Source organism: Corallococcus exercitus, from assembly GCF_042231735.1.
Classification (GTDB): domain Bacteria; phylum Myxococcota; class Myxococcia; order Myxococcales; family Myxococcaceae; genus Corallococcus; species Corallococcus exercitus_B.
Genome location: NZ_CP102577.1, coordinates 8525757 through 8550976 on the forward strand (window position 1 = coordinate 8525757; position 25220 = coordinate 8550976).

General features: G+C 70.9%; 22 protein-coding genes. 3 read left to right on the top strand and 19 right to left on the bottom strand.

Features of this window, described 5'->3' with window-relative positions:
- Positions 1-23: 23 nt before the first annotated feature.
- Both NR792_RS34290 and NR792_RS34295 read right to left on the bottom strand, forming a co-directional pair.
- Positions 24-401, bottom strand: a complete 378-nt coding sequence (locus NR792_RS34290) for a hypothetical protein (protein ID WP_375756916.1) — start codon at positions 399-401, stop codon at positions 24-26.
- A gap of 121 nt (positions 402-522) precedes the next feature.
- Entirely contained in the window at positions 523-1428 is a 906-nt protein-coding gene (locus NR792_RS34295) for a LysR family transcriptional regulator (RefSeq protein WP_375756917.1), read from the bottom strand.
- A gap of 97 nt (positions 1429-1525) precedes the next feature.
- Here NR792_RS34295 and NR792_RS34300 point away from each other — a divergent pair, with 97 nt between their 5' ends.
- Positions 1526-2641 carry an aldo/keto reductase gene (locus NR792_RS34300; RefSeq protein ID WP_375756918.1) on the top strand — a complete coding sequence of 372 codons (1116 nt, stop codon included), beginning with the start codon at positions 1526-1528 and terminating at the stop codon, positions 2639-2641.
- 5 nt (positions 2642-2646) lie between these two features.
- Here NR792_RS34300 and NR792_RS34305 read toward each other — a convergent pair whose 3' ends face one another.
- Positions 2647-3135 carry a (2Fe-2S)-binding protein gene (locus NR792_RS34305; protein ID WP_375756919.1) on the bottom strand — a complete coding sequence of 163 codons (489 nt, stop codon included), beginning with the start codon at positions 3133-3135 and terminating at the stop codon, positions 2647-2649.
- A gap of 2 nt (positions 3136-3137) precedes the next feature.
- A complete protein-coding gene (locus tag NR792_RS34310; RefSeq protein WP_375756920.1) occupies positions 3138-5294 on the bottom strand; it encodes a molybdopterin cofactor-binding domain-containing protein in 2157 nt (718 codons plus the stop codon).
- Between the two features lie 1389 nt (positions 5295-6683).
- Here NR792_RS34310 and NR792_RS34315 point away from each other — a divergent pair.
- Positions 6684-9311 (top strand): carboxypeptidase regulatory-like domain-containing protein, encoded by a 2628-nt coding sequence (locus tag NR792_RS34315; RefSeq protein WP_375756921.1) that lies wholly within the window; start codon positions 6684-6686, stop codon positions 9309-9311.
- 5 nt (positions 9312-9316) lie between these two features.
- On the opposite strand, the gene NR792_RS34320 is transcribed toward NR792_RS34315, so the two are convergent.
- The 13 genes from NR792_RS34320 to NR792_RS34380 form a co-directional block, all read right to left on the bottom strand.
- Positions 9317-10015: a S8 family serine peptidase gene (locus tag NR792_RS34320; protein WP_375756922.1), complete on the bottom strand. Its 699-nt coding sequence runs from the start codon at positions 10013-10015 to the stop codon at positions 9317-9319.
- Complete coding sequence (locus NR792_RS34325) at positions 10012-10302, bottom strand: hypothetical protein (RefSeq protein ID WP_375756923.1); 291 nt, start codon at positions 10300-10302, stop codon at positions 10012-10014. Before NR792_RS34325 ends, NR792_RS34320 begins: the two co-directional genes overlap by 4 nt.
- Positions 10303-10317: 15 nt before the next feature.
- Entirely contained in the window at positions 10318-12120 is a 1803-nt protein-coding gene (locus NR792_RS34330; protein ID WP_375756924.1) for a peptidase domain-containing ABC transporter, read from the bottom strand.
- Entirely contained in the window at positions 12120-15110 is a 2991-nt protein-coding gene (locus NR792_RS34335) for a hypothetical protein (RefSeq protein ID WP_375756925.1), read from the bottom strand. The genes NR792_RS34330 and NR792_RS34335 overlap by 1 nt, the downstream gene beginning before the upstream one ends.
- 53 nt (positions 15111-15163) lie before the next feature.
- Positions 15164-15388 carry a hypothetical protein gene (locus tag NR792_RS34340; protein WP_375756926.1) on the bottom strand — a complete coding sequence of 75 codons (225 nt, stop codon included), beginning with the start codon at positions 15386-15388 and terminating at the stop codon, positions 15164-15166.
- 49 nt (positions 15389-15437) lie between these two features.
- Complete coding sequence (locus tag NR792_RS34345; RefSeq protein ID WP_375756927.1) at positions 15438-15659, bottom strand: hypothetical protein; 222 nt, start codon at positions 15657-15659, stop codon at positions 15438-15440.
- Between the two features lie 45 nt (positions 15660-15704).
- On the bottom strand, positions 15705-15926 hold the full coding sequence (locus tag NR792_RS34350; protein WP_375756928.1) for a hypothetical protein: 222 nt from the start codon (positions 15924-15926) through the stop codon (positions 15705-15707).
- A gap of 103 nt (positions 15927-16029) precedes the next feature.
- Positions 16030-16587: a hypothetical protein gene (locus NR792_RS34355; RefSeq protein ID WP_375756929.1), complete on the bottom strand. Its 558-nt coding sequence runs from the start codon at positions 16585-16587 to the stop codon at positions 16030-16032.
- Complete coding sequence (locus NR792_RS34360; protein WP_375756930.1) at positions 16584-17498, bottom strand: class I SAM-dependent methyltransferase; 915 nt, start codon at positions 17496-17498, stop codon at positions 16584-16586. Before NR792_RS34360 ends, NR792_RS34355 begins: the two co-directional genes overlap by 4 nt.
- Before the next feature lie 90 nt (positions 17499-17588).
- Positions 17589-18905, bottom strand: coding sequence for a hypothetical protein (locus NR792_RS34365; RefSeq protein WP_375756931.1), 1317 nt, complete (start codon positions 18903-18905; stop codon positions 17589-17591).
- Positions 18906-19128: 223 nt separating this feature from the next.
- Positions 19129-19899: a hypothetical protein gene (locus NR792_RS34370; protein ID WP_375756932.1), complete on the bottom strand. Its 771-nt coding sequence runs from the start codon at positions 19897-19899 to the stop codon at positions 19129-19131.
- A 76-nt stretch (positions 19900-19975) separates the two neighbouring features.
- Positions 19976-20476, bottom strand: a complete 501-nt coding sequence (locus tag NR792_RS34375; protein WP_375756933.1) for a hypothetical protein — start codon at positions 20474-20476, stop codon at positions 19976-19978.
- A gap of 13 nt (positions 20477-20489) precedes the next feature.
- Entirely contained in the window at positions 20490-21650 is a 1161-nt protein-coding gene (locus NR792_RS34380; protein ID WP_375756934.1) for a zinc-dependent alcohol dehydrogenase, read from the bottom strand.
- Positions 21651-21959: 309 nt separating this feature from the next.
- Between NR792_RS34380 and NR792_RS34385 the strand changes: the two genes are divergently transcribed.
- Entirely contained in the window at positions 21960-22682 is a 723-nt protein-coding gene (locus NR792_RS34385; RefSeq protein ID WP_375756935.1) for a hypothetical protein, read from the top strand.
- A gap of 51 nt (positions 22683-22733) precedes the next feature.
- On the opposite strand, the gene NR792_RS34390 is transcribed toward NR792_RS34385, so the two are convergent.
- Positions 22734-23048: an ABC transporter permease gene (locus NR792_RS34390; RefSeq protein ID WP_375756936.1), complete on the bottom strand. Its 315-nt coding sequence runs from the start codon at positions 23046-23048 to the stop codon at positions 22734-22736.
- A gap of 97 nt (positions 23049-23145) precedes the next feature.
- Positions 23146-25215, bottom strand: coding sequence for a PQQ-dependent sugar dehydrogenase (locus NR792_RS34395; RefSeq protein WP_375756937.1), 2070 nt, complete (start codon positions 25213-25215; stop codon positions 23146-23148).
- Positions 25216-25220: the final 5 nt, after the last annotated feature.

A 25220-nucleotide genomic window follows, 5' to 3' on the forward strand; every position in this document is an offset into this window, starting at 1 on the left:
CGCGGGCGGCCCCTGCTTCAGGGCTACTTCCAGGAGCAGCCCTTGATCTTCTTGCAGAAGGCTTCGTTGGTGGCCTTCTCGCACGCGATGGCCACGCCGCCGCACATGTTGGACCCGAACATGTAGGCACAGCCGGGCTGGCTGCTGCAGTACACCTGGGAGAAGACGCCACAGAAGTTCGCCTTGCCCGTGCAGCGGCCCGCGCCTTGCGACGCGGTGGCGTCCTTCTCCGGCGTGGCGGCCGTGCCCGCGTCCTTGCCGTCCACCCCCGCGTCCGGCTTCGCGGAAGCGGAAGCCTTGGGCTTCTTCGCCGCGTCCTCCGCGTGGGCGGGAGCGCCCAGGAGGGCCGCCGCCATCGCGAACGCCATGAAGAGACCGACACGCTGTCCGTGCTGCGCCATGTTCCTGTCCTTTCGGTGTGGGACCGGCCCGTCTCCCGCCATAACAGTCTGCGAGAGGGGGACTTGAGCGGCGCGCAGCATGCCCGCCTGCCCGCGCGGGAGTCGAGCAGTCACGCACGTTTCAGCGGCGGGGGAGCAGCTCCCGCGCCAGCTCGATGAAGGCCCGCAGGGGACGCGAGGCCCGCGCCCGGTGGGGGAAGTACAGGAAGAGGCCGGGGACGAGCGGTGCCCAGTCCTCCAGCACGGGCCGCAGCGTGCCGGAGCGCAGCGTGGGCGCGGCCTGGAGCTCCGAGACGTAGGCGAGCCCCAGGCCCTCACAGGCCATGTTCAAGAGCAGCGAGGCGTTGTCCGACGTGAGCGGGCCCTTCACCGGCACGGTCAGCTCCTTGCGCGCCTGTTCGAACTCCCAGTGGTAGGGCAGCCCCGTTGAAGGCGCGCGGTAGCCCAGACACGCGTGGTTCGCCAGGTCCCGGGGATGCTGGGGCGTCCCGTGCCGTTCGAGGTACGCGGGCGTGCCCAGGACGAGGAAGCGGAAGGCCGGTGTGAGGCGCACCTGGACCATGTCGCGCTGCACGGACTCTGTCAGCCGGACGCCCGCGTCGTAGCCCTCCTTCACGATGTCCACGAACCGGTCCTGCACGGACACGTTCACGCGCACGTGCGGGTGGGCCGCGAGGAAGCGCGGCAGCACCGGCTCCACCACGAGCGGCACGGAGAACGCGGGCACCGACAGGTTGAGTGACCCCGTCACCTCATGCGTGTCCCCGGCGGCCAGGTGCTCGAGCGCCGCCAGCGCGGACTGGAGCCCCGGGGCGGCTTCATCCAGCAGCCGCTGTCCGGCGTCGGTGACGGACACGCTGCGCGTGGTGCGGGCGAGCAGCGCCTGCCCCAGCTTCTGCTCCAGCTGGCGCACCGCCTGGCTCACCGCGGACGAGGACACGCCCAGCTCCTTCGCGGCCTGGCTGAAGCTGCGCCGGCGGGCGACGGTGACGAACACGGTCAGGGCATTGAGGGGCGTCAGGGCCATTTCGAAGAAAGTCTAAACAGTCTGTGCGGGTTCCGCGTCTTCATCCCGCGGCTGCCGGAGGGCACCTTGAGGGCATCCAACGCCAAGGGAGCCTTCCATGACGACGACCGCTCGCATTGATTCGCTGGCGCAGTACCACCTGCTGGGCCGCAGTGGCCTGCGCGTGAGCCCGCTGTGCCTGGGCACCATGACCTTCGGTACCGAGTGGGGCTGGGGCAGCCCCAGGGACACCGCCCACCGCATCCTCGCGCGCTACCTGGAGGCCGGCGGCAACTTCCTGGACACCGCGGACGGCTACACGGGCGGCTCCAGCGAGGCCATCATCGGGGATTACTTCGCGCAGACCGGCGGCCGCGACCGCGCGGTCATCGCGACGAAGTTCACCGTCAACACGTCACCCGGGGACCCGAACGCGGGCGGCAACGGCCGCAAGAACATCCGCCGCGCGCTGGAGGGTTCGCTGCGGCGGCTGAAGACGGACTACGTGGACCTGTACTGGCTGCATGCGTGGGATGGCATGACGCCGGTGGACGAGGTGATGCGCACGCTCGACGCGCTCGTGCGTGAGGGCAAGGTCCGCTACATCGGCCTGTCGGACGTGCCGGCCTGGTACTTCACCCGCGCGCAGTCGCTGGCGGAAGCGGAGGGCTGGGAGCGCGTCGCCGCGCTGCAGCTGGAGTACTCGCTGGTGGAGCGCAACATCGAGCGTGAGCACATCCCGGCGGCGCTCGCCCTGGGCGCGTCCATCACGCCGTGGAGCCCGCTGGCGTCGGGGCTCCTGTCCGGCAAGTACACGCGGGAGGGCACGCAGGCGAAGGGCGAGGGACGGCTGCCGTCCATCCAGGGCGGCGGCAACCCGGGCTTCGAGAAGCTCTTCACCGAGCGCAACTGGGCCATCGTGGACGCGCTGCGCGAGGTGGCGAAGGAGCTGGACCGCTCTCCGGCGCAGGTGGCGCTCGCGTGGGTGACGCGCCGGCCGGGCGTGGCGTCCACCATCATCGGCGCGACGCGGCTGGAGCAACTGGAGGCGAACCTGCATGCGCTCGACGTGCAGCTGCCTCCGGCGTTGGCCGCGCGGCTGGAGGCCGTCAGCCGTCCGGAGCTCGTCCACCCGTACCACTTCTTCGAGGACGCCTTCTTCACCGGAGGCATGTTCACGGGCGGCACGACGGTCCGCGCCGAGCCCACGTGGTTCCGGCCCGCGCCGCGGTAGGCGGCTCAGCCTTCCCGAGGCGCCGCGCCGCTCCGCAAGAGCAGCGCGGCGCGGTGGATGGCGGAGCGGATGCGGACGTAGGTGCCGCAGCGGCAGACGTTGTCGCTCATGGCCGCGTCGATGTCCGCGTCGGTCGGCTGGGGGTTCTTCCGCAGCAGCGCGACGGCGGCCATGATCTGCCCCGGCTGGCAGAAGCCGCACTGGGCCACGTCCTCGGCGATCCACGCCTGCTGCACGGGGTGAAGCCCGGTCGCGTCCGCCAGCCCCTCGATGGTCCTCACCTCGCGGCCCGCGATTTCGCCCACGGGGTGGAGGCAGGGACGGAAGGCCTCGCCGTCCAGGTGGCTGGTGCACGCGCCGCAGACGCCCACGCCGCAGCCGTACTTGGGGCCCGTGACGCCCAGCACGTCGCGGAGCACCCACAGCAGGGGCAGGTCCGCGGGCGACTCCACCGACACCGGCTGACCGTTGAGGAGGAATGAATGGGCCGGCATGGTCAGGCTCCCTCGTCGAGGATGGGGAAGCGGGTGGGCATGGTGCCCGTCGCCCGGGCGATGGCGTTGGTCAGGGCCGCCGCCGCGCTGGGGTAGCCCAGCTCTCCCACGCCGCCCACGCGGTCATCGGAGCGCACCAGGTGCACCTGGATGGAGGCGGGCGCGTGCTTCATCCGCAGCCACCGGTAGTCCGCGAAGCTGCCCTCGCGCACGGCCCCCGCGTCGATGTGAAGCCCGGCGCTCAGCGTGGTGGACATCGCGTCCAGCGCGGCGCCCTGGAGCTGGGCCTCGATGCCCTTCGGGTTGATGGGCAGGCCCACGTCCGCGGCGATGACCACGCGCAACACGCGTGGCGTGCCGCTGGTGACGTCCACCTCCACGAGGTGGGCGATGGCGCTGTCCCACTCCTCCAGCACGGCGACTCCCTGGGCGACGCCCGGAGGCAGCGCGCGTCCCCACGCGCCTTCGAGCACCACCTGGTCCAGCACGGCCTTGAGCCTTCGGGACGTGAGCCGCGAGCGCCGCAGCTCCACGGGGTCTCGCTGGAGCTCGCGGGCCAGCTGGTCGACGAAGACCTCGTTGGCCACGCCCACCTGGCTGGTGAAGACGGAGCGGAAGGAGGCGGTGGGAATGGGGAGCGGCACCTCGGCCAGCTCCTGCGCGACCCAGCCGAACTGGTAGGGGACGTGCTGGGTCAGCGCGAAGAACACCGCGCTGGTGACGTCCGGCAGGACCTGTCCGAGCAGCGAGGTGAGCAGGTCTCCGAAGCCGTGGGGGAACTCCACGGTGGGGATGGCGGCGCGGTGATGCCAGCCGAGGATGGATCCACCAGGGCCCAGCGAGGCGAGGATGCGGTGGTGGCTTGCGGGCCGGTAGTGGCCCTGGCGCATCTCGTCGTTGCGGCTCCACATCAGCTTCACCGGCTGCCCGAGCGCCCGCGAGATGAGCGCGGCCTCGACGGCGGCCTCGGTGAAGAAGCGCCGGCCGAAGCCACCCCCGGCGCGGATGGGATGCACGGTGACCCGCTGCGGGGTGAGCGCCCAGCCGAGCGCCGCGGCGACCTGGCTCCGCGCGTACTTCGGATCCTGCACGCCGGACCAGACCTCCGCGACGTCGCCCGTGACGCGGGCCACGCAGCTCTGCGTCTCCATGGGCGCGTGCGCGAGGTAGGGGAAGTCGAAGCGCCCCTCCACGACCCGCGTCGTGAGCAGCGGGGGCAGCGGCCGGGGCCCGATGGCGTCGCGCAGCCGGGTCCGGATGTTGGCGTCGGAGAGGTGGCTGGCGGGCCCTGGTGCCCAGGTGACCTGCAGCGCGTCGCGAGCCGCGAAGGCCTGCGCGAACGTCCGGGCCGCCACCGCCACGCCTGACGGGAGCTGCACCACGCCCAGCACGCCGGGCATCGCGCGGGCCGTGGAGGCATTGAAGGACTGGACCGTGCCGCGCAGCGTGGGAGGCCGCGCCACGACCGTCGGCATCGCGCCCGGGATGTCGAGGTCCAGGGTGAACCGCGCCTCGCCGGTGACGATGGCCCGTGCGTCGACACGGCCCGTGGGCTGACCCACGACGGTGTACTCGCTCGGAGACTTCGGCAACGGGGAGACTTCCGGCAGCAGCACGCGCGCGGCGTCTTCCGCCAGCTCGCCGTAGCCGAGCCGGCGGCCATCGGGAGCACGGACCTCGCCCTGCGCGGTGGTGAGGGTGAGGGCCAGCACCCGCCAGCGGTGCGCGGCGGCGGTGACCAGCCGTGCCCGGGCCTCCGCGGCGGCGGCGCGGAGTGGGCCGGCCAGGTAGCGCATCGTCGAGGACAGCCCGGTGAGCTGGATGAGCCAGCGGGGATCCGCGTCCGCGGTGGACACGTCCACGGCATCCAGGCCCGTGTCGAGCTCCTCGGCGACGAGCATGGCCACGGCGGTGGTGATGCCCTGGCCCATCTCGGTGCGGGGCAGGGTGGCGACGACGCGCCCATCGGTCCGGACGGCGACGTAGAGGTTGAGCGGCGTCTCCTCCAGCGCCGGGGCTTCCGCGGCCTGGGCCGAGGGAAGGTCGAGCCCGCACCGCGCCGCGATCATCAACGTGGGCGAGGCCACCAGCCACGTCAGGAACCGGCGGCGGTCCAGACCGCCTGGAGGAGCTGCGTCCGTGGGCAGCGTTTCAGCCATGGAGAAAGTCTCTCACGCGGCCAAAGGCGGGCCCAACGACCCACGGAGCCCTGTGCGGCACCTGTCACCTGAAGTCCGGAAGCATCCAGCAAAGGACCTTGAACGGATCCGAAGCGCTGTCCTGTCGCCAGGCGCCCGGACATCCATGCGGGACCCCTCCCGCCCTGCGCGGTTCCAAACCGGTCCGACAGTCGGACAGGTCTCCATGCCCCCCAGGGTCCAAACCTGTCCGACAGTCGGACAGGTTTCCGAGGAGCGCCGCCTGCGGGCCCCCCGCCCAACGTGGTTCCAAACCTGTCTGCTTGTCGGACAGGTTGCCGCGCCCGCCAGGGTCCAAACCGGCCCGACAGTCGGACAGGTTTCCGCGGAGCACTGCTCGCGGTCCACCCCCGCCCGACGTGGTTCCAAATCGGTCTGCCTGTTGGACAGGTGTCCGCGCTCGCCAGGTTCCAAACCTGTCCGACAGTCGGACAGGTTCGTGCGGGCACCGCTCGCGGGACGCCTCCCGCCCGGCGCGGTTCCAAACCTGTCTACCCGTCGGACAGGTCTCCGCGCCCAGCCAGGTTCCAAACCTGTCCGACAGTCGGACAGGTTCGTGCGGGCACCGCTCGCGGGACGCCTCCCGCCCGGCGCGGTTCCAAACCGGTTTGCCTGTCGGACAGGCCTCCGCGCTCAGCTTGGTTCCAAACCTGTCTGCCTGTCGGCTGGTTCGTGCGGACTCCGCTTGCGGGACGCCTCCCGCGCGGCGCGGTTCCAAACCTGTCTGCCTGTCGGGCAGGTCTCCGCGCCCGGCCAGGGCCCAAACCTGTCTGCTTGTCGGACAGGTTTCCGCGGAGCCGGGGCAGGCTCACTTCCCTCCCGACGTGGTTCCAAACCGGTCTGCCTGTTGGACAGGTCTCCGCGCCCAGCTTGGTTCCAAACCGGTCTGCCTGTCGGACAGATTCGTGCGGAGCACCGCTTGCGGGGCACCTCCCGCCCGGCGCGGTTCCAGACCTGTCTGCCTTTCGGACAGGCCTCCGCGCCCAGCCAAGGTCCAAACCTGTCCGACAGTCGGACAGGTTCGTGCGGAGCACCTCCGGCGGGCACCTCCCTCCCGACGCGGTTTCACTCCTGTCTGCCTGTCGGACAGGTCTCCGCGCCCGGCCCGGGTCCAAACCGGTCCGACAGTCGGACAGGTTTCCGCGGAGCGCCGCCGACAGGGGGCTGGCGTTGCCCGAGCCCCGCGTGAACCTGGTTCGGAATCAGGCCTCGTCCCCGGGCGTCTGCTCGTGTGCTTCGAGCCGGAGCGCGACGCCCCCGGGGCACGATGGCTGAGGCGGGACGCGCACGCGGCTTCGGAGGATACTGATGGCCGGTGCCCCCACGGAGGTGGGGGTGAGGATGGCGGGCATGCGCAGGTGGCTCATCGGTGGAGTGGCGGTCCTGGTCGCGTGCGGCCTCGTGCTGTTCTGGGCCCTGCGCTCCGGCGGACCGGATGCTCCAGGGGGCAGCGCGGACGCCACGCTCGCACCGAAGACCCCCGCGGGCCCCGAGTCCACGCCGAAGCACTCCGAGCCTGCGGATGGCAGCACGCTTCCGACGTCGCAGTCCTTGAGCGAGGCGGATGGCGTCCTGGACGTGGAGGTCCTCGCGGACGGGAAGCCCTCGCCCGGGGCCACCGTGCGGCTCTACGCACCGGGCGCGCGGGCGTCCGCGTGGATGCTGGTGGGCTCCGGCGTCACGGATCCGAAGGGACACGCCCGGCTCGCCTCCGGGCCCGGCCGCTACCTGGTGGCGGTGCGCGCACCGGGCCTGGCTCCCCTCCTTCGTGACGTGGTGCGCCCGCACGGCGAGTCGCGCACGGCGCTGCGGATCTCCCTGGAACCCGCGCAGTCGCTCACGGGCCGCACGGTGGTGCGCGGATCGAATGAACCGCTGCCGCTCGTGGAGATCGTCCTCACGGCGCACGCCCGCGAGCTGGAAGTCTGGCAGCGCGCCGATGCCCCCGACGACGAGCGCGTCTATGCGACGAGCGACGAGCGCGGGAACTTCCGCGTCGATGGACTCGCCCCCGGTGCCTACCTGCTGGAGGCCCGCGCCCCCGGCTACGCGCGCGTGGTGATGAGCCGCCTGCGCATCCCCACGGAAGGGCCCCTGACACTGGCGCTCCGGTTGGCGAGCGTCATCGAGGGCTTCGTCGTGGACGCGAAGGGCCTCCCGGCCGCGGACGCCGAGGTGCGGGTGGGCGGCAATCCCCCCCAGGTGGTGACGACGGGCGCGCAAGGCGGGTTCTCCGTGGAGGTGGAGCCCGGTGCCCACCCCCTGTCCGCGCGGCGCGGCGAGGAGTCCGGCGCGCTCGACCTGCCGGTCCTCTGCGTCGCGGGCAGCACCGTGCGCGACGTGCGGATCCAACTGGGACCGGGCGCGGTGCTGGAGGGCCGCGTGGTGGAGGAGCCCTCGGGCGGACCGGTGGTGGGGGCTCGGGTCGACGTCAGCCTTTCAGGCGGGGACGGTGACCCTGGCGTCGCCGTGTCGGACGCGGAGGGGCACTTCCTCGTGCGCGGGCTTGCTCCCGGCAGCTACGACGCCCGCGTGAACGCCCCGGGTTTCTCACCTGCCTTGCGCCGCGGGCTGACGGTCACCCAGGGCGAGCGCTTCCCCGTGGAGCTCAAGCTCTCACGCACCGGCGCGGTGGAGGGCCAGGTGCGCGACAGGAACGGGGCTCCGGTGGCAGCGGCCCGCATCTCGGGCGTCAACCGCTGGAGCGATGGCGCGGATGCGAAGCCCATCGAGGCCCGCACCGACGCGGACGGCCGCTACCGGCTCGAAGGGCTCGCCACGGGCCGCCTGTCGCTCTCCGCGCGCCACGAGGGTTCGACGGTGGGCGTCCGGCAGACTGTCTCCGTGGAGGCGAACGGCACGGCCCGGGCGGACTTCACGCTGGAGGGCACGGGCACCGTGGAGGGCGTGGTGCGCGTGGCCCGGGGCTCCCTCCCGGACGCGCCGCTGGAGGTGACGGCCCTGGCGGACGAGCCGTCCCAAGGCGTGGCCCCGGGCGTGGGCCAGGTGGGCGTGGACGCGGAGGGCGTCTTCCGGATGGTCCTTCCCTCGGGGGGCTACACGCTCCTGCTCACGGCGCGCGGCCGCTTCATCCAGGGCCAGCGCAAGCCCGTGCGCGTGGAGGCGGGACGGACGGCCCAGGTCGAGTTCACGTGGGAGGAGAAGCGCGACGCGAACGAATACCGGGGCGTCGTCCTGGAGCCGGATGGCTCGCCCTCTCCCCACGCGGTCATCACGCTCACGGCGGCGGACGGGCAGGGCATCCCCCTGGCGATGACACCCACGGATGAAGAGGGCCGCTTCGCCATCCCCCTGTCCCGCACGGCGCTCCCCGCCCATCGCCGCGTGATGCTGGGCGCGCGCAACGGCGGACGCTCGAGCGAGGCCGTGCCTGTGACCGCCGAGCAGGAGGTGGTCGTGCGGCTGCGGCCCTCGGCCTTCCTCCGTGGCCGCGTGGTGCGCAAGGGCGAACCCGTCCGGGGCTTCTCCCTGTCGCTCCAGCTCCAGAAGGGGTTCCTTCCCCAGGGAGAGGGCTCCTGGGAGTTCTCCGGCGAGCGCTTCGAACTGCGCGACGTCCCGCCCGAGCCCGTGAAGCTGACGGCGCGCACGGTGGATGGCTCCGTGGGCGAGGCCCTGGCTTCGCCTGGCACCGGCGCGGTGCTCGAGGTGGACATCCCCCTGACGGAGCCCGCCACCGTGCGGGGCCGCGTGGTGGACGCGGCCACGAAGGCGCCCATCCCCGACGCGTTCATCTTCATCGAGGGCGAGCCGCCCTCGCCGGAGCATGCCCCGGACGCGGAGGGCCGCTTCACCCTCAAGGGCGTGCGCGCGGGTGAGCGCGTCCTCATCATCCTGGGAGGCCCCTCCCAGGGGCGTCTGCGCAAGCCGCTGAAGGTGAAGGACGGCGAGGTGCTGGACCTGGGCGACGTCTCCCCGGAAGTGGCGCCGTCCCCGCCGCAGGGCCCGCCTACGCCGTGAGGCGCTCAGCCCTGCTTGCGCCGCCAGTTGGGAGGAGGGCCCTCTCGCAGCACCCCGGCCACCGCCACCGGGCAGGCGAAGCTGGTCGTCATGGGCACCTGCATCCAGTGGCCACCCATGTAGAGCTTCACCTCCCGCTCCTTCACGACGTGGTCCACCTTCACGTCCGCGCCCACGCGCTCCATGAGGGCGGGGTCGCCCACGGACACCACCGACTCCAGGAGCGAGGGCAGGGTGGGCACCCCGCCCGCGGCGCTCGCGATGATGGCGCCCCGTGCGGACGCGCGGTCGATGACCTCGCGCATGGGCGCCTCCAGCGCGCGGTGGGTCGTGCCCAGGCTCAGGTTGAGCACGTCCACGCCCACCTCATCGAGCATCCATCCCAGCGCCTCCACCAGGCACAGCGAGTGTCCGCGCACGTTCTGGTCGAGCACGCGCGCCACGTAGAGCTCCACGTCCGGCCAGGGACGGACCTGGTCGAAGAGGATGCTCAGCACGGCCGTGCCGTGCCCGTGCGTGTCCTCCAGGTCCAGCGTGCTCGCGCCGGCCCGCCACGCCTCCAGCTCCTCCTGTTCGTAGGCGCGCGCCTCCAGCACCTGCGCGTCCAGGTCGAGCGTGAAGGACGCCGCCCCCGCGAGCCGCAGCGAGTGCTCGCGCAGGAAGGCCACCTCCACGCCGCTGTCGATGATGCCCACCTTCTTCACGGGGCGCTGCCTCCAGCCCGCGAAGGCTTCCAGTGCTGGAGCTGCCGCAGCACATAGGTGCCCAGGGACACGGACTCCGTGCGGGGCGGGACGGCCTCCGGGACGGCCACGGTCAGATGCACGAGCGAGCCCGCGAGCGCCATCCCCGCGCACAGCACCGCGACGAGCAGGAACGTGAGCGTGCCGATCCGCCGCACGACGAAGAGGCCCGCGTGGTCGGGGTCCTCCAGCAGGGGCAGCGTCGAGGGCAGCGGCGGTGCGGTGGGGCGTGGAAGCTCGTTCGCCATGATTCTCCGTCCGCGCTAGGCGGCGTCCGCCTCGCCCATGCCCGCTCGGAACAGCCGCTGGTACGGCGCGCAGCGCGCGAGCAGCTCCGCGTGCGGGCCCCGGCCCACCAGCCGGCCTCCGGCGAGCATCCACACCTCGTCGGCCAGCGGCGCGTTGGCCAGCCGGTGCGTGATGAACAGCACCGTCTGACCGCGCTCCCGGGCCCGCGCGAGCAGCCCCCTCACGATGGCGGACTCCGTCTCCACGTCGAGCTGCGAGGTGGCTTCGTCCAGCAGCAGCACGGGCGCGTCGCGGAGCACCGCGCGGGCCAGCGCCAGCCGCTGCCGCTGTCCGCCGGAGAGGCTCGCGCCCGCCTCCGCCACCGGCGTGTCGTAGCCCTGGGGCAGCGCGGCGAGGACGGGCTCCAGCGCGCACAGCCGCACCGCCTGCCGCAGGTCCTCCTCGCTCACGCCGGAGAGGCCCAGGGTGAGGTTGTCGCGCACGGTGCCGTGGTACAGCTCCACGTCCTGCCACACCACCGCGAGCTGCCGGCGCAGGTCGGACAGCTCCAGCGTCCGCGCGTCCTGCCCGTCGTACAGCACGCGCCCCTGGCCTGGCGCCTCCAGCCGCGTCAAGAGCCGCGCGAGCGTCGTCTTGCCGGAGCCGCTGGAGCCGACGATGGTCACCACCGCTCCGGGCGGGACGCGCGCGCTCACCTCGCGCAGCACGTCCTGCCCCGGCAGGTAGCCGAAGGACACGCCCTCCAGCTCCACCCCGCCGGAGAGCCGCTGGCCCACCGGGGCCGGGGCCGTCAGCGAGCGGGCCGGGTCCTGCTCCGGCGCCTCGTGCAGGTACTCGAAGAAGCGGCGCAGGTGCACGCCGCGCTGCTGCAGGCTGGTGACGAAGGAGATGGCCTCGATGACCGGCCCGCGCAGGTACGCGGCATACGCCACGAAGGCCACGAAGCCGCCCAGCGTCAGCTTGCCCTGGAGGATGAGCCGCCAGCCCAGCCAGGTGAACAGCGCCGTCTGCGCGGCCTCCACCGAGCGCTCGAACAATCTCAGCAGCCCCTCCACCCCATGGGCCCGCAGGTGCGCCCGCAGCACGGACCGCATGAGCCCCGCCGCGCGCTGATAGACGAACGGCTCCAGCGCCAGGACCTTCGTGGTGCGGCTCTGCCGCAGCGTCTCCACCTGGAGCGCGCTGAGCGCGCCGTGCACGCCCATCACCTCCTGCCACGCGCTGCCCATGGCGCGTCCCATGAACAGCGGCACCGCCACCACGAAGGGCAGCGTGGCCAGCGCCGCCAGCGCCAGCTCCCAGTGGAGCGACGCCAGGGTGAACGGGATGACGAGCAGGAAGGTGAGCTGCGAGAAGACGAGCCGGAGCAGCCCCAGCACCAGGGCCATGCCCGCCTTCGCGTCATCGAAGCGGCTGGTGAGCTCGCCCACCTGACGCCGGGAGAAGAAGCGGTCCGGCAGGTGCTGCAGGTGGTTGAAGAGGTAGAGCGCCGCGGAGCTCTCCATCTTCACGGTCAGGTACGCGGAGTAATAGCCCAGCAGCGTCTCCGCGAGCGCCGCCGCCACCGACGCGGCGAGGATGCTCAGCACCAGCACGTGCAAAAGCCCCAGGTCCTGCGGGGCAGACACGTGGTCGAACAGCAGCCGCGTGAGGAAGGGCGGAATCAGGCAGAGCAGCGTGATGACCGGGCCCAGGAGCGCGCTCCGCGCGAGCGCACCCCACGCGGGCTTGAGCATCCGCAGCAGCGTGGCCAGGTAGCGCGCCGACTGCCGCAGCCCGGGAGTGCCTTCCGCCTGCATCTCGCCGCCCGCTTCCATCACAGGTGCGAGAGCACGCTCTGGGCCAGCGCATCCACTTCCTCGGGAATGGCGTGGACGCGCAGGCCGGTGTGCTGCTCCATCTTCCGCCGCGCCTCCTCCAGCACCTCATCCCGGACGCCCAGGAACCACGTCTCCGTCCACCGGCTGCCCAGGAGCTTGCGCCCGCCCATCATCGCCAGGCCCACCACCGTGCAGGGCACGTTGTGCTCGCGGGCCAGCGCCTCCAGGTACTCGCGCGTGGCGACCACGTCCTCCGGCTTCGTGTCCACCGACACGGTGAGCACCACCAGGCGCGGCAGGAACGTCTCGTAGATGAGCGTGGAGGCGTTGTTGCGGCGGTCCTGGCCCACGGGCGTGTAGAGCAGGCCGTTCTGTCCGCCGGTGATGACGACGTCGCAGTCGCGCGCCAGGTCCGCCATGAGCCGCCGCTCGAACGCCATCCGCTGCGGGGGCTCCACGCGCAGCACGCGCGAGTAGCCCGTGTCCGAACCCAGCAGGATGCCCGTGGGCTCCGTGGCGTGGTGGCGCACGCGCACGTGCTTCGCCAGCGCCTCGCGCAGGTACACCTGCGTGGTGAACTTGCCCTGCACCGTGTCCGTGCCGAAGACGCCCAGCAGGTTGCGCGGGCCGTACTCCGCCGGGCCCGGCTTCGCCAGCGCGTCCTGCTCCGGCACGGCCACGCGCCAGAAGAGGTCGGGGTCCGGCTCCAGGCCGTCGAACAGGTCGTAAAAGAGGATGTCGTCGTACAGCGACACCACGGGCAGCCGCCTGCGCGTGGCCACCTCCAAGAGCGCCCGGACGTGCGGCACCTCCGTCTCGAAGTTGAGCGAGCAGGTGAAGACCACCGCGTCGAAGTCGTGGCGCGCGATGTCCGCCGGGTCGTTCACCACGGGCACGGACAGCTCACCGGCCTGGATGTACTCGCCCGCGTCGCTGAGCGACACCGCGTCGTCGAAGACGACGGACGCCGGGGCCGGGCTCCGGCCGCGGAAGCGCAGGAGCGCGTAGCCCTCCTTGTTGTACTTGAAGACGGCGGTGCGCTTCCCCGCGAGCACCTCCAGCACCTGCGCGCGCGTGTACATGTGGCGGCTGCGCAGCGTGGGGTTCAGCTTGAGCGGCAGCCGCTGGTCGCCCTCCCAGATCTCCCCCAGCTTCCGGTAGAGCACCTCCGGGTCGTACTTGGGATAGGTGCGGGTGTCCGGCGCGATGAGCAGCGGCACGCCGTAGTCCGGCATCTGGAAGACGTGCTCGCGCCCGGAGCCCTCCACGCGCAGCGCGTAGCGGCCCTGCGGGTGCAGGAGGAAGTACTGGAACGCGACGCGCAGGCCCGCGACCTCCAGCACCTCCGCGTCCAGCGTGAGCTCCCGGCGCGCCTCGGTGTTCACGCCCTCCAGGGACAGCCGGCGCAGGAGGAACGGCGGCTGCTCCTGCCCGCCGGCCTGGCTCACGTGGAGGAGCACGCACTTGAAGGGGTCCACCGGGAAGGACGTGAGCAGCTCCGGCGAGAAGTCCTTCAGCCGCGACACGACGTCCGTGTAGCGCGCGAGGAACAGCGAGCGCGCCCGGTCCCGCTGTGACGGGTCGGGGATCATGAAGAGCAGGTCGCTGCCGCTGAGGACCTCGAAGCGGCGCCACGTCTCGCGCGTCTCCGCGTCCACCGGCTCCGGGAGCTGCGCCTCCACCAGCTTGATGAGCGCGTACATCCACGCGTTGCCCGGCGTCAGCCAGTGCTCGCTGTAGAAGTCGCGCCCCCACGTCGAATAGTAGAGCCGGGGCAGCGACGGCGGCTCGGGCGGCGGCACCGGCGCCGCGGCCGGCACCTCCAGCGGCGCGGCGGGCTGCATGACGCCCTCCAGCCAGTCGATGCCCTCGTGCCACCAGTGACCGAACAGCTCCGTGTCGAACGCGAGCACGAACGTCTGCCCGTCCTGCACGAGCGAGCGGCGCGACTCCAGCAGGTCCCAGAACGCGCGCACGTGCTGGGGCACCTGGGCGCGGGCGGCCTCCACGTCGTAGAGCGCCTTCTGCCCCAGGTCGACCTTCTGCCCGCTCACCGCGTGGTACTTGAGGCCCGTCCACACGTGGCCCCGCTTGTTCGCGGGCACGGGCACGCCCAGCTCCTCGAAGTACTCGGGGCGCAGGTCGAAGCCCACGTCCCGGAAGAACTCGCGGTAGACGGGATGGGCGGGATAGGTGGATTCCGGCGACTTCCACAGGTGCAGCCCGATGCGGTAGTCGTGGACGAGCACCTCCAGGTCCTCGTGGCGGAACACCCCGCTGGGGTCCTGGGGCTGCGACGCGCCAATGCCCGTCAGGCTGAGCGCGGTGCGGCGGATGCCGTGCCGCGTGAGCACGCGCTCCAGGCCCGGCTGGAAGGCGCACTCGGGCAGCCAGAGGCCGTCGGGCTCGCGGCCGAAGATGTCCTGGAAGGACTCCACGCCCCGCGCCACCAGCCGGTCCGCGATGGCGGGCTGGAAGAAGGGCAGGAAGTTGTGCTGCGGCGTGGACGTCCACAGCTGCACGCCCGGCAGCCGCGAGCGCCCCAGGCCTGCGAACACGTCGCGCAGGCTGTGCTCCCGCAGGAACCGGAGGCTGTCCTCCACGCGGTTCAGGTACATGCCCGCGGTGCGGTGGACCCGGGCGAGCGCCTCGTCCGACAGCGACTGCGGGAACTTCTCGTAGCGGTTGTAGAGCTCCAGCCGCGACGTGCGCTCCAGCTCGCGCGTGGCGATGCGCCGCAAGAGCTGGAGGTAGCCGGTGTAGCGCTCCTCGCAGGCGACGAGCTGCTCCACCAGGCACGGGGTGAAGGACATCACCAGCGTGCCGGCGAAGCGCCGGGAGTCCCAGCGCTCCAGCATCCGGAACAGCGGGAGGTACGTCTCCGTCAGCGCTTCGAAGAGCCAGTTCTCCGGCTCATCGAAGAGGGGCCCCTCGCCCAACACCTGCGGCATGTGGGTGTTGAGGATCAGGGTGAGGCGCGTGTTCATGAGGGGACCGCGAGACGGGGGAAGCGGGGGAAGCACTGCGGACCGCGGGACGGCTAGAAGGCGACGCCGCCGCTGCAGTCCTCGTAGGGGGACGTCGCGCCGTCCTCGGAACACAGCCGGTGGGCCGAGTTGTAGAGGTCCTGCCAGACCGTTCCCGGCCCCGATGCGACGAGCGAATAGGTGGTGTTGGAGAAGTTCGACGTGGCGAAGCCCATGACGTCCGGGCCTCCGTGGACCTGCTCCAGCAACTCCGAGACATCCTTGCGCGTGAAACGCATCGGGGACCTCCGTGCGGCGGGTGGAACGGCGGGTGGGGAGGCGTTGGCGCTAGTAGCAGCCGAACGTGGAGCGGTCCTCGGCGGTGACGGTGCCGCCGTCCTCGCAGGTCCACTGGTACGTCCAATAGTTCTGCCAGACGGCGCCGCCGCCGAAGGAGGGGACCATCGTCCAGGTGGAGCCGGCGAAGGTCGAGGTGCTGTGGCCCTGGACATCCGGGCTGCCCTGCACCGAGCTCAACAGATCACTGACGTTCTTGCGCGTGTAACGCATGGGTGTGCTCCGGGGGTCGTGTGCAGGGAGGGGAGACGGGGGCCGCTAGTAGCAGCCGATCTGGGCCGCGTCCTCGAAGACGGTCTGGCCGCCGTCCTCGCAGCTGCGGTGATTCGGGTTGTAGATGTCCTGGAGGATGTTGCCGCCCGCGGACGGGGTGATGTTGTACGTGTAGCTGCCGATGGTGGACGTCCAGAAGCCCACGACGTCGGGATTGCCCTGCACGGTGGCGAGCAGCTCGGAAACGTTCTTGCGCGTGTACCGCATGGTGTTTGCTCCAGGTGATGAGGGGGGGATCCGGCGGAGGCCGGAATCCTAGGAAGGGACCGGGGAGTGAGCAAGCCAGGGGCGGGTGGGGTGCCCGGAAGTGTCAGGAAACACGCCTGTATTCGTGTTTCACGGTCCCGCCGGACCCAGGGCCCGGGAGCCTGGGCCGCATGCCCACGTTCATCCAGGGCTCGAGCGCGAGCTGGACGCCGCACGCCGCGACGGTGACGAGCGCGGCCGTGAGGCCTGGCGCCTTCCACGCGCCGACGGCGGCCGCCGCGGCGATGACCCAGGGGCGGATCAGCGTGAACGGGCCCAGGACCACCACGCTCGCGAGCGTCCGCGCATCGGCCTCCGCCGCCGCCCAGACGCCCATGCCCACCAGCGTCAGCGTCGCGTACGGCAGGAGCACCCAAAGGATGGCCTGCGCACAGACGAGCAGCTGGGAGAACAGGCCCGGCGCGAACAGGCAGGCACCGGCGATTCCGGCCCCCACCACGGCGGTCGTGAAGACCCCCCGCCCCATCCCCCGGCGGATGGCGGACCGGTAGAAGTCCGCCTTGAAGATGCGCGCATCCCGGCCCGCGGCGACCCGGAAGCCACAGAACGAGGCATCCGTGATGGCCAGCAGCGCGAGCAGCACGGGAAGGACGGCGTTCATCGCGCGGGCCCCAGCCGTGCGCGCAGCGGGCCCAGGTGGCGCTGGAGCGGGTCCCACAGCTCCGCGCGGGCCCCCAGCGTGGCCGTCATGGGACGCAGCACCGCGCCGAGGAGGTTCCGGGCGCCGTCCAGGGACGCGCAGGTGAACCCCGTCGCCGACCGGGCCGCCGTCAGCAGGGTCTCCGTGGGATGGGCGCGCCGCGCGGAGACCACGCCATCATGGCGCGCGAGCGGCTCGCGCATGCGGGCCTGGTGGAACATCCATGAACCCCAGGGCGAGAGCACCGAGTGCTGGATGTCGTAGTGCACGAAGGCGTGCCCCTGCCGCTGGCCCGCGAAGAACGCGTTCAGGTCGTTCCCACGAAAGTGATGCAAGACGCCCGTGGAGATGAAGACGTGGCCGGGCTGCTCCAGCTGGAACGCGTTCGCGACCTTGAGCTCGCAGGAGAGGGATTCCTCTTCCGCGAGCCGCCGGGCGTTCTCGATCAGCGTCACGTTCATGTCGCAGCCGATGATTTCAACGTCGCGTCCCAGCCGTCCGTGCGCCGCGAGCGAGCGAACGACGTAGCCCAGCCCACAGCCGACGTCGACGATGCGCAGCGGAGGCTTCACGCCGGAGTCGCGCAGCGCCTGCAACAGGGGCAGCAGCACGCCGCGGATGCGGTCCGCCTGCAGGAACTCCTCGCTCAGCCGCTGCAGCTCGATGTGCGAGCGCAGCAGGGCCAGGTTGCAGGCCTCGACGTCGAGCGTGTCATTGGACGCGGGAAGCCGCTGCACGAGCCGCGCGGCGGACCGCTGGCCGTTCGCCTCCAGCCGCGCCACCACCGCCGAGCGGGACACCGGCCGGGGCTGGAGCGTCGCGACGTCGTAGTCGACGATGAGGTCTGAGATTTCCAGCAGGTCGGAGGACATTCCAGCGCGGCCACGGATGTGGCCGGTGGAGTGTACCGCATCGGGTGTGGGGACACCGGGGCGCCGTGCCCGCCCCGGTGCCAGCCATGACTACTCGCGCGCTCCGGTCAGCCCCGGCGGGCAGCTGAAGGTGGCCGGCACGGACCACAGCTCGCGCTCGTTCGTGGCGTCATAGGCGGTGAAGAAGATGCGATTGCCCACGCGGGTGAACGAGTCCGGATAGGCGACGTCCGCCAGCTGGCCCTGCGTCGCCACGGAGCCCCGGGTGAAATAGGGGAAGGCGGGGCCGTCTTCGTCCGGCACGCCGCCGAACAGGACCTGGCCCGTGCCGGTGGCGAACAGGGGGTAGCGGTACCCGTACTCCACATAGCGGTTGTCGAAGAGCCTGCGGGTCCCCGCGGCCGTTCCATTCGTCGCCCACAGCGACACGCTCTCGGGCACGGGGGCGTCGCTGAGGATGACCATGGAGAAGTAGAGGTCGCTGCCGGAGACCACCGCCGTCCGCACGGCGGGATACGCGTACTCGCCGGATGCGTAGGGGTTGGGCAGGGTGGTGATCCGCGTCTTGCCCCCACCGCTCAACGAGAGCCGGTCGATGCGCAGCCGCTTCGTCACCGGGCTGTCCACGGACGTCAGATAGACAGACGTGCCCAGCGTCCCGAGCAGGTTCACGGGATATCCGAAGGACTCCAGACGGACGGTCCCCGCCGCGGTGCCATTCGTCTTCCACACCTCGTGGTTGGGGCCGTCATCCAGGATGAACAGCGGCGTCTCACCCGGACGGCTCACGTCCCGGACGTAGGTCAACCCCGCGTCCAGCTGCTTGACGGAGGCGGTCCCGGCCAGCGTGCCGTCGGTGCGCCACAGCGTGGTGCCTGTCTCCTCGGCGAAGAAGAAGAGCAGCGCGTCGCCGACCTTCAACTTGTAATAGCTCAAGCCCGTGAACGCGGTGAAGTTCCGCACCCGCAGCGTCCCGGCGGCCGTCCCGTCGGACCGCCACAGCTCCGGCCGCGACTCGCTCGCCGACACCGGCACCCAGCGGAAGAACACCAGGCGGCCGTTGAGCTCGTAGCCCGGCTCCAGGATGGAGTCGTCCGCGCCGGGGGTGATGTCCTTGACCAGCCGGGTCCCGGCCTCCGTTCCATCGCTGAGCCACAGCTCCATGCCGGTGGCCGGGGTGCGCGTCTGGAAGAAGAGCCGGTTGCCCACCGCGACGAGGTTCGTCGGTTGGTAGACGCCGGGCGGCCCCGGAAACACCTTCACCGGGACGGTCCCTGCCTCCGTGCCGTCGCTGCGCCACAGGGTCGAGCCGGTGTCGAAGGTGGAGGTGACGAAGTAGAGCGTCCCCTGGACCTGGGTGAGCTCCCCCGCGAAGCCGCCGGAGTCCGGAGGCAGGAGTGTCGCCACCCGGGATGCCACCCCGGGTGGGCAGGCCTGGGCGGTCACCTCGCGGGAGTCTTCCTGCGAGCCACCACATCCCACCCCTGCCAGTCCCACCAACAGCAGGGCACTCCAATTCCTTACATGCATGCCTTCTCCTTCCGGCCCACGGAGGTCGGAGGGTGGGACGCAAGGCTCTGCGTTCCAAGGGGCACCCCAAGGAGGTGGGATGTCGCGGAACGCGCAACCCCTACCGTTGCCGAGGCAGCCCGAGGAGATAGGTGATGGTCATTCCCTGCGCGCGATGGACCCCGGTGTGCCAGCGGTAGCCGTTGGCATCCAGCCCCTCCGTCAGCTCCTCCAGGTCCTCCGGCGTGTAGGTCCGCAGCGACGACACCACGCCATCCCAGAGGATGAGCAGGGGGATGATGGGCACCAGGTAGGTGAGCAGCAGCCGCCACCAGCGCACCGGGCGGATGAGCGGGGTGAAGCCCCACACCAGGGGGATGATGAGCAGCAGCTGGATGAGGACGTAGGGCACGGAGCGCTGCGTGAGCTCGAAGGCGGCGATGGGGACTCCGCGCGTGGCGGCGTCCGCGAGGAGGGCTCGCGCCTGCTTCGGGCGGAAGTGATGCAACGCTTCGAAGAGGGTGCGCAGCCCCGTCAGCTCCTCCGGGATGCGGGTGACGTCGACCGGGGTGTCGCGGTACCGCGCGCCCTCGGGCAGCTCCGGCACCGGGGTGGGGTGGAGGTCCGTGAGCACGACCTCGGCCTCGGGATGCACCTTCCGCAGCACCGGGAGCAGGGTGCGCCAGGGACCGCCCGTGCCGGAGCACAGGTCGATGACCCGGTTCGTGCCGGTCATGCGCAGCAGCTCCCCCAGCTGCGGGGCCACGGCGGTGTAGGGCCGCGTCCGGTCCAGCACGACGTGCAGGTAGTCGACCTCGCCACGGCGCAACAGCGCGGGCAGCCACGGCTGGTCGAGGAACTCGAAGAGGTGGAGTCGGGGGAGCAGTCGCATGGCGAGGACGATAGAGCCCCCTCGCGACGCCAGTCCCCCGAAGCCCACGGAAAGCCTCGTGGGCAGCTTCTGGGTCCTATCTCGCGAGCGCGGGGCGGCGCTCACTCGCCATGCCGACCAGGAGGCCCACCACCGCGATGGGGCCCACCACCTTCAGGACCTTGCCCGTGTGGTAGCCCCAGGAGTCCACGCGGTCGGCCAACATCTTCATCAGCCAGTGGCTGGGGTAGTGGTCCGGCTTCCGGTACGCGGCGCGCCGGATGAGGCCGGAGACGCCGTGGAGCGGGGTGGCGGTGCCGAACACGGCCGGCATCGGCTTGTTGGGGCGTCCGTGCATGGGCGCCGCGGACATGCCCTGCTGGGGCTCCGGTGGGAAGCGCGCGTGGAGCATCGGCCGCGGCTCCTTCAGCATCGGGACGCCGGGCCGGCGTGACGGGTCCAGGTCGACGCCCCAGTAGGACGGGCGCTCGGAGCGCTGCAGCGCCTGGTACGCGGAGTGCCGCTCCACCTCCTGCTGCGTGGCGAGCTTGGGCTGCCGCACGTGGGGCCTCTCGGTGTTGTCGGGCGTGGGGTTCATCACACGACTCCTCTCAGTGCAGGTGTTCTCCGTTGGGGAAGAGGGCGACCTTGATGCAGCCGTCCCGCTTCTGCGCGAACGTGTGGTAGCCCTCCGGCGCCTGCTCCAATGGCAGACGGTGGGTGAAGACGCGCGAGGGCTGGATGCGCCCGGCGCGCACGTGCTCGAGCAGGTGCGGCATGTAGCGCTTCACGCTGGCCTGGCCGGTGCGCATGGTCTGCGCCTTGTTCATGTACGTGCCCAGGTCCACGCCGACGGCCGGAGGCCCGTACGCGCCAATGAGCGAGATGACGCCGCCCTTGCGCGTCGCGTGGATGGCGAAGTTGACGGCCACCGGGGAGCCGGCCTCCGCCTTCATGAGCACGCCGAACGTGCGGTGCACCGGGGAGCCCGCCGCTTCGCAGCCCACGGCCTCGATGGTCGCGTCCGCGCCGCGCCCCTCGGTCATCCCCTTCACGGTGGTGACGAGGTCCACGTCGGTGAAGTTGAGCGTCTCCACGCCCAGCCACTGCCGCGCGAACTCCAGGCGGTAGTCCTCCTTGTCCACGGCGATGACCCGGCCCGCGCCCATGGCCCAGGCGCTCCACATGGCGAAGAGGCCCACGGGGCCGGCTCCCAGCACCAGCACGGTCTCGCCGCCCTTCAGGTCGCACATCTCCGCGCCCTGGTAGCCGGTGGTGAAGGCGTCGGTGATGGGCAGCGCGTCCAGGTCGGAGACCTCCTCGGGGACCTTCTCCGCGTCCACGCCGATGAAGGGCACGCGCACGTACTGGGCCTGCCCTCCGTCGTAGCCTCCGAAGGTGTGGGAATAGCCGTAGATGCCCGTGCCCGCGTCCGTCGCCGGGTTGGTGTTGTCACAGCAGGACGTGAGGCCGCGCTGACAGAAGTAGCAGCCGCCGCAGAAGATCTGGAAGGGCAGCATCACGCGGTCGCCCTTCTTCAGTCCCTGCATGCGGGCCGTGGGACCCAGCTCCTCCACCACGCCCACGAACTCATGGCCGAAGGTGAAGCCGATGCGGGTGTCCGGCACCAGCCCATGGAGCAGGTGCAGGTCCGAGCCGCAGATGGCCGCGGACGTCACCCGCACGATGCCGTCCTGGGGATGTTCAATCCGAGGGTCGGGCTTGTTCCGCACCGCGACCCGGTAGGGACCTTCGTAGGTAAGTGCGCGCATGCCCTGACGCTAAGCATCGCGACCGGGCGGACCATGGACCTGGGTCCAGGATGAAGCGGGCGAGGAGGGCAGCCCCCGCGCGGGTGGCCGGCGGCGGAGGTGCCTGGGTGGACGCGGCTCAGCGCGAGTAACTTGATTTACTTTATTTTCTGGTTTGTTTGACCTCCCGCGACCAACACGTTAAGTCATTTTTGACTTCACGCACGGGGGGGCCGACGTGGAAGCGCGAACCGGGCGCGTGCTCCTTCTGGCGTGAGGCTTCACCACCCAAGGAGACCCATGCACATGCGGATTGGACTGTTCCCTCTCGTGATTGGACTGGCTCTGTTGTCCGGGGCCTGCGGTGACTCGGCGTCCCAGGAGCCCGACACGGGCCCGGCCGTCGTGGAGTCCGTGACGGAGTCCGCGCTGACGTACCGCTACTGTGGCAGCAACAATGACTGTGATCTGGGCTGTGCATGCGACGCGAACCAGTGCGTGCCCAACGGGTTCGGTCCCCCGCATCCGGACTGCGGCACGCCGCCACAGCGGGAGTGCAGCACGGGAGCGGATTGTCGGAGCGGTTGCATCTGCTCGGCCGGGGTCTGCGCGCCTGACGGCTTCGGCCCTCCCTCGGAGGGCTGCCATCTGCCCCCGCCGGACGCCTACGAGGACAACAACACCGCGGCCCAGTTCACGGCCTACCCGGGCTACCCCCTGACGGGCTTCAACTTCCACGAGCAGGGAGACGTGGATTGGATCGCCGTCTACTTCGGCGGCGCGATGACGGCGAAGTTCGAGGCCTACAACGTCGTGAACGGCGCTGACACCTACCTGGAGGTGTATGCCTATTCCAACGGCGCCCCTGGAGCGCTCGTGGCCTCCAACGACAACATCTGCAACGTCTGGTACGACCCGACCTGCCTGGCGTCCCGGGTCACGCTCAGCGTCCCCGCGAACTCCGCGTACTACGTGCGGATCCGCAACCTGAACGACACGGCGTACAACGTCTATCAGCAGAGCCCGCCGCGCTACGACTTCCGCATCTACTGATGCGGACGCGGGCCCACCGGGAAGATGCTCCCGGCGGGCCCGCCCGGTGCGCTACTTGCTCACCGCGATGGACTTGCGGAAGAGCGCCAGGCTGTAGACGAAGAACCCCACGCCCACCGCGGCCACCATCAGGAACTGGCGCCAGACGGCCCCCAGCCCTCCGCCTCGGTAGATGATGACCTGCGAGAAGCTGACGAAGTGCCGGGCAGGCAAGAGGTACGTCACGTACCGCAGCCACTTCGGCTGGCTCTCCACGGGCGTGCTTCCTCCTGACAGCAACATCAGCACCAGCACCTTCGCCATCTCGAACGAGGTCAGCGGCATCACCAGCAGGTGCTCGACAACCTGGCCTACGCGCACGAGCACGGCCGGGACCGTCCCGAAATCGCGGACTGGACCTGGCCGGACTGAAGGGACGCTCACGCATGGCGCGACCGGGCGCCATGCGTGAGCCACGCGGCGGCTACTGCCCCAGCACGACGCGGAAGATGCGCTCGTTGCTGTTGTTGGGGATGCTGTCCTTGTCACCCTGGTTGGTGGTGGTCAGCCAGAGGTTGCCGTCCGGGGCCGGCTCCACGGTGCGCAGCCGGCCGTAGGTGCCGACGAAGAACTGCTGCACGTTGGTCAGGCTGGTGCCACTGATGACCTCGCGGTAGAGGCGCGTGCCGCGCCCGCAGGCCACGTAGAGGACGTCGCGCACCACCGCGATGCCGGAGCACGAACCGTCCGCCGTGGAGTAGGTCTGCTTCGGCGCGATGTACCCGGCCGTCGCGCAGCCCGAGCCGCCCTGGGACACCGTGCCCTCGCAGTTGGGCCAGCCGTAGTTGCCGCCCTTCTGGATGAGGTTGGTCTCGTCCATCACGGAGTTGCCGAACTCCTGCTGCCACAGCCGGCCCTGTGAGTCGAAGGCCAGGCCCTGCGGGTTGCGGTGGCCGTAGCTCCACACGTAGTTGCCGAAGGGGTTGTCGGACGGGACGGTGCCGTCCGCGTTGAGGCGCAGCACCTTGCCGGCCAGGTTGTTGAGGTCCTGCGCGTAGGCGCCGTTCTGGGCATCGCCCGTGGACGCGTAGAGCTTGCCGTCCGGGCCAAAGCGCAGGCGCCCGCCGTTGTGGAACTTGTTGCGGCCGATGCCCTGGAGCAGCACCTGGAGCGACGCGGTGTCGAGGGCGCCGTTCTCATACCGCAGCCGCACGATGCGGTTGTCGGTGGGGGAGGTGTGCATCACGTACAGCCAGCGGTCGGTGGCGAAGGTGGGGGAGAGCGCCAGCCCCATCAGGCCGCCCTCGCCGTCGGTGCTCTGCACGTTGGGGACGGTGCCCACGGACGTCTTCTGGCCCGTCGCCGGGTCCAGGCGGATGAGGTTGTGCGCGTCGCGGCGGCTGTAGAGCACCGTGCCGTCCGGCAGGTTCACCAGGCCCCACGGGATGTCGTTGTCGGTGGCGACCTGGATGACGGAGCAGACGGGATTCGCGCAGGCCTGGCCGGTGGTGACCGTCACGGACGCGCTCTGGGCGGACGCATTGGCCTGGGCGTCGCGGGCGAGCACGGCGTAGGTGTAGGCCGTGTTCGCGGACAGGCCGCTGTCCACGAAGGTCGTCCCGGGAGGAGCGCCGGCCACCGTGCCAATCTTCACGCCGCCCCGGAACACGTCATACGCGCGCACGCCCACGTTGTCGGTGGACGCGGTCCAGTTCACCGTCACGCTGGTGCCGGACGCGCTGGCGGTGACGCCGGTCGGGATGCTGGGAGCCTGGGTGTCCGCCTGGCATTGCGGCGGGGTGATGGAGAGCGTGGCGCTGCCCTGGGAGACATTGCCCACCGCGTCCCGCGCATTCACATACAGGCCCCAGGTCACGCCAGGGACCACGGTCAGCCCGGTGGACACCGTGGCTCCGGAGACGGACTTCATCAGCTGGCCGTCATGGTAGACGTCGTAGAAGGCCACGCCCTGGTTGTCCGTGGACGGCGTCCACGACAGCGTGGCCGAGTTGCACGTCACGTTGGACAGCGTCAGCCCCGTGGGCACGGTGGGCGCCTGGGTGTCGGCCGGAAACGACCACTGCTGGTTCGTCTGGGCATTGCAGGTCCAGACGATGACCTTCGAGCTGTTGGCGGTGGCCTGCCCGGACACGTCGAGACACAGCGAGGTCGCCGTGTGGATGACCGCGCCGGCGGTGTTGCGCACCCACCGCTGGTTCGCCGTCCCATCGCAGGCGGCGATGACAGCCCGGGCCCCGGAGCTGGCGGTCTCTGGCTGGACGCACCACGAGCCCCCGAACGCGCGAAGCTCGCCTTCCGGCGTGAAGAGGAACCGCTGGTTGTCCTGGCTGTGGCAGTCATAGATGTGGAGCTCCTGCCCCGCGGTCTGGCTGTTCTGCGCCACGTCGAGGCAGCGGCCGGACTGCACGCTGATGAGCCGGCTGCCCGCGACCACCGCGGCGTCCTGGGTCTGGAGTTCGGGGTCGTTCTCCGGCTTTCCTTCACAACCAACGACGGCGACCAGGAGTCCGGCCACCAGGTGACGAACGTGCATTGAGA

Excerpts from the sequence above, each read along its gene's own strand:
- NR792_RS34290 (WP_375756916.1), bottom strand. The coding sequence starts at position 401 with ATGGCGCAGCACGGACAGCGTGTCGGTCTCTTCATGGCGTTCGCGATG.
- NR792_RS34295 (WP_375756917.1), bottom strand. The coding sequence starts at position 1,428 with ATGGCCCTGACGCCCCTCAATGCCCTGACCGTGTTCGTCACCGTCGCC.
- NR792_RS34300 (WP_375756918.1), top strand. The coding sequence starts at position 1,526 with ATGACGACGACCGCTCGCATTGATTCGCTGGCGCAGTACCACCTGCTG.
- NR792_RS34305 (WP_375756919.1), bottom strand. The coding sequence starts at position 3,135 with ATGCCGGCCCATTCATTCCTCCTCAACGGTCAGCCGGTGTCGGTGGAG.
- NR792_RS34310 (WP_375756920.1), bottom strand. The coding sequence starts at position 5,294 with ATGGCTGAAACGCTGCCCACGGACGCAGCTCCTCCAGGCGGTCTGGAC.
- NR792_RS34315 (WP_375756921.1), top strand. The coding sequence starts at position 6,684 with ATGCGCAGGTGGCTCATCGGTGGAGTGGCGGTCCTGGTCGCGTGCGGC.
- NR792_RS34325 (WP_375756923.1), bottom strand. The coding sequence starts at position 10,302 with ATGGCGAACGAGCTTCCACGCCCCACCGCACCGCCGCTGCCCTCGACG.
- NR792_RS34330 (WP_375756924.1), bottom strand. The coding sequence starts at position 12,120 with ATGGAAGCGGGCGGCGAGATGCAGGCGGAAGGCACTCCCGGGCTGCGG.
- NR792_RS34335 (WP_375756925.1), bottom strand. The coding sequence starts at position 15,110 with ATGAACACGCGCCTCACCCTGATCCTCAACACCCACATGCCGCAGGTG.
- NR792_RS34340 (WP_375756926.1), bottom strand. The coding sequence starts at position 15,388 with ATGCGTTTCACGCGCAAGGATGTCTCGGAGTTGCTGGAGCAGGTCCAC.
- NR792_RS34345 (WP_375756927.1), bottom strand. The coding sequence starts at position 15,659 with ATGCGTTACACGCGCAAGAACGTCAGTGATCTGTTGAGCTCGGTGCAG.
- NR792_RS34350 (WP_375756928.1), bottom strand. The coding sequence starts at position 15,926 with ATGCGGTACACGCGCAAGAACGTTTCCGAGCTGCTCGCCACCGTGCAG.
- NR792_RS34355 (WP_375756929.1), bottom strand. The coding sequence starts at position 16,587 with ATGAACGCCGTCCTTCCCGTGCTGCTCGCGCTGCTGGCCATCACGGAT.
- NR792_RS34360 (WP_375756930.1), bottom strand. The coding sequence starts at position 17,498 with ATGTCCTCCGACCTGCTGGAAATCTCAGACCTCATCGTCGACTACGAC.
- NR792_RS34370 (WP_375756932.1), bottom strand. The coding sequence starts at position 19,899 with ATGCGACTGCTCCCCCGACTCCACCTCTTCGAGTTCCTCGACCAGCCG.
- NR792_RS34375 (WP_375756933.1), bottom strand. The coding sequence starts at position 20,476 with ATGAACCCCACGCCCGACAACACCGAGAGGCCCCACGTGCGGCAGCCC.
- NR792_RS34380 (WP_375756934.1), bottom strand. The coding sequence starts at position 21,650 with ATGCGCGCACTTACCTACGAAGGTCCCTACCGGGTCGCGGTGCGGAAC.
- NR792_RS34395 (WP_375756937.1), bottom strand. The coding sequence starts at position 25,215 with ATGCACGTTCGTCACCTGGTGGCCGGACTCCTGGTCGCCGTCGTTGGT.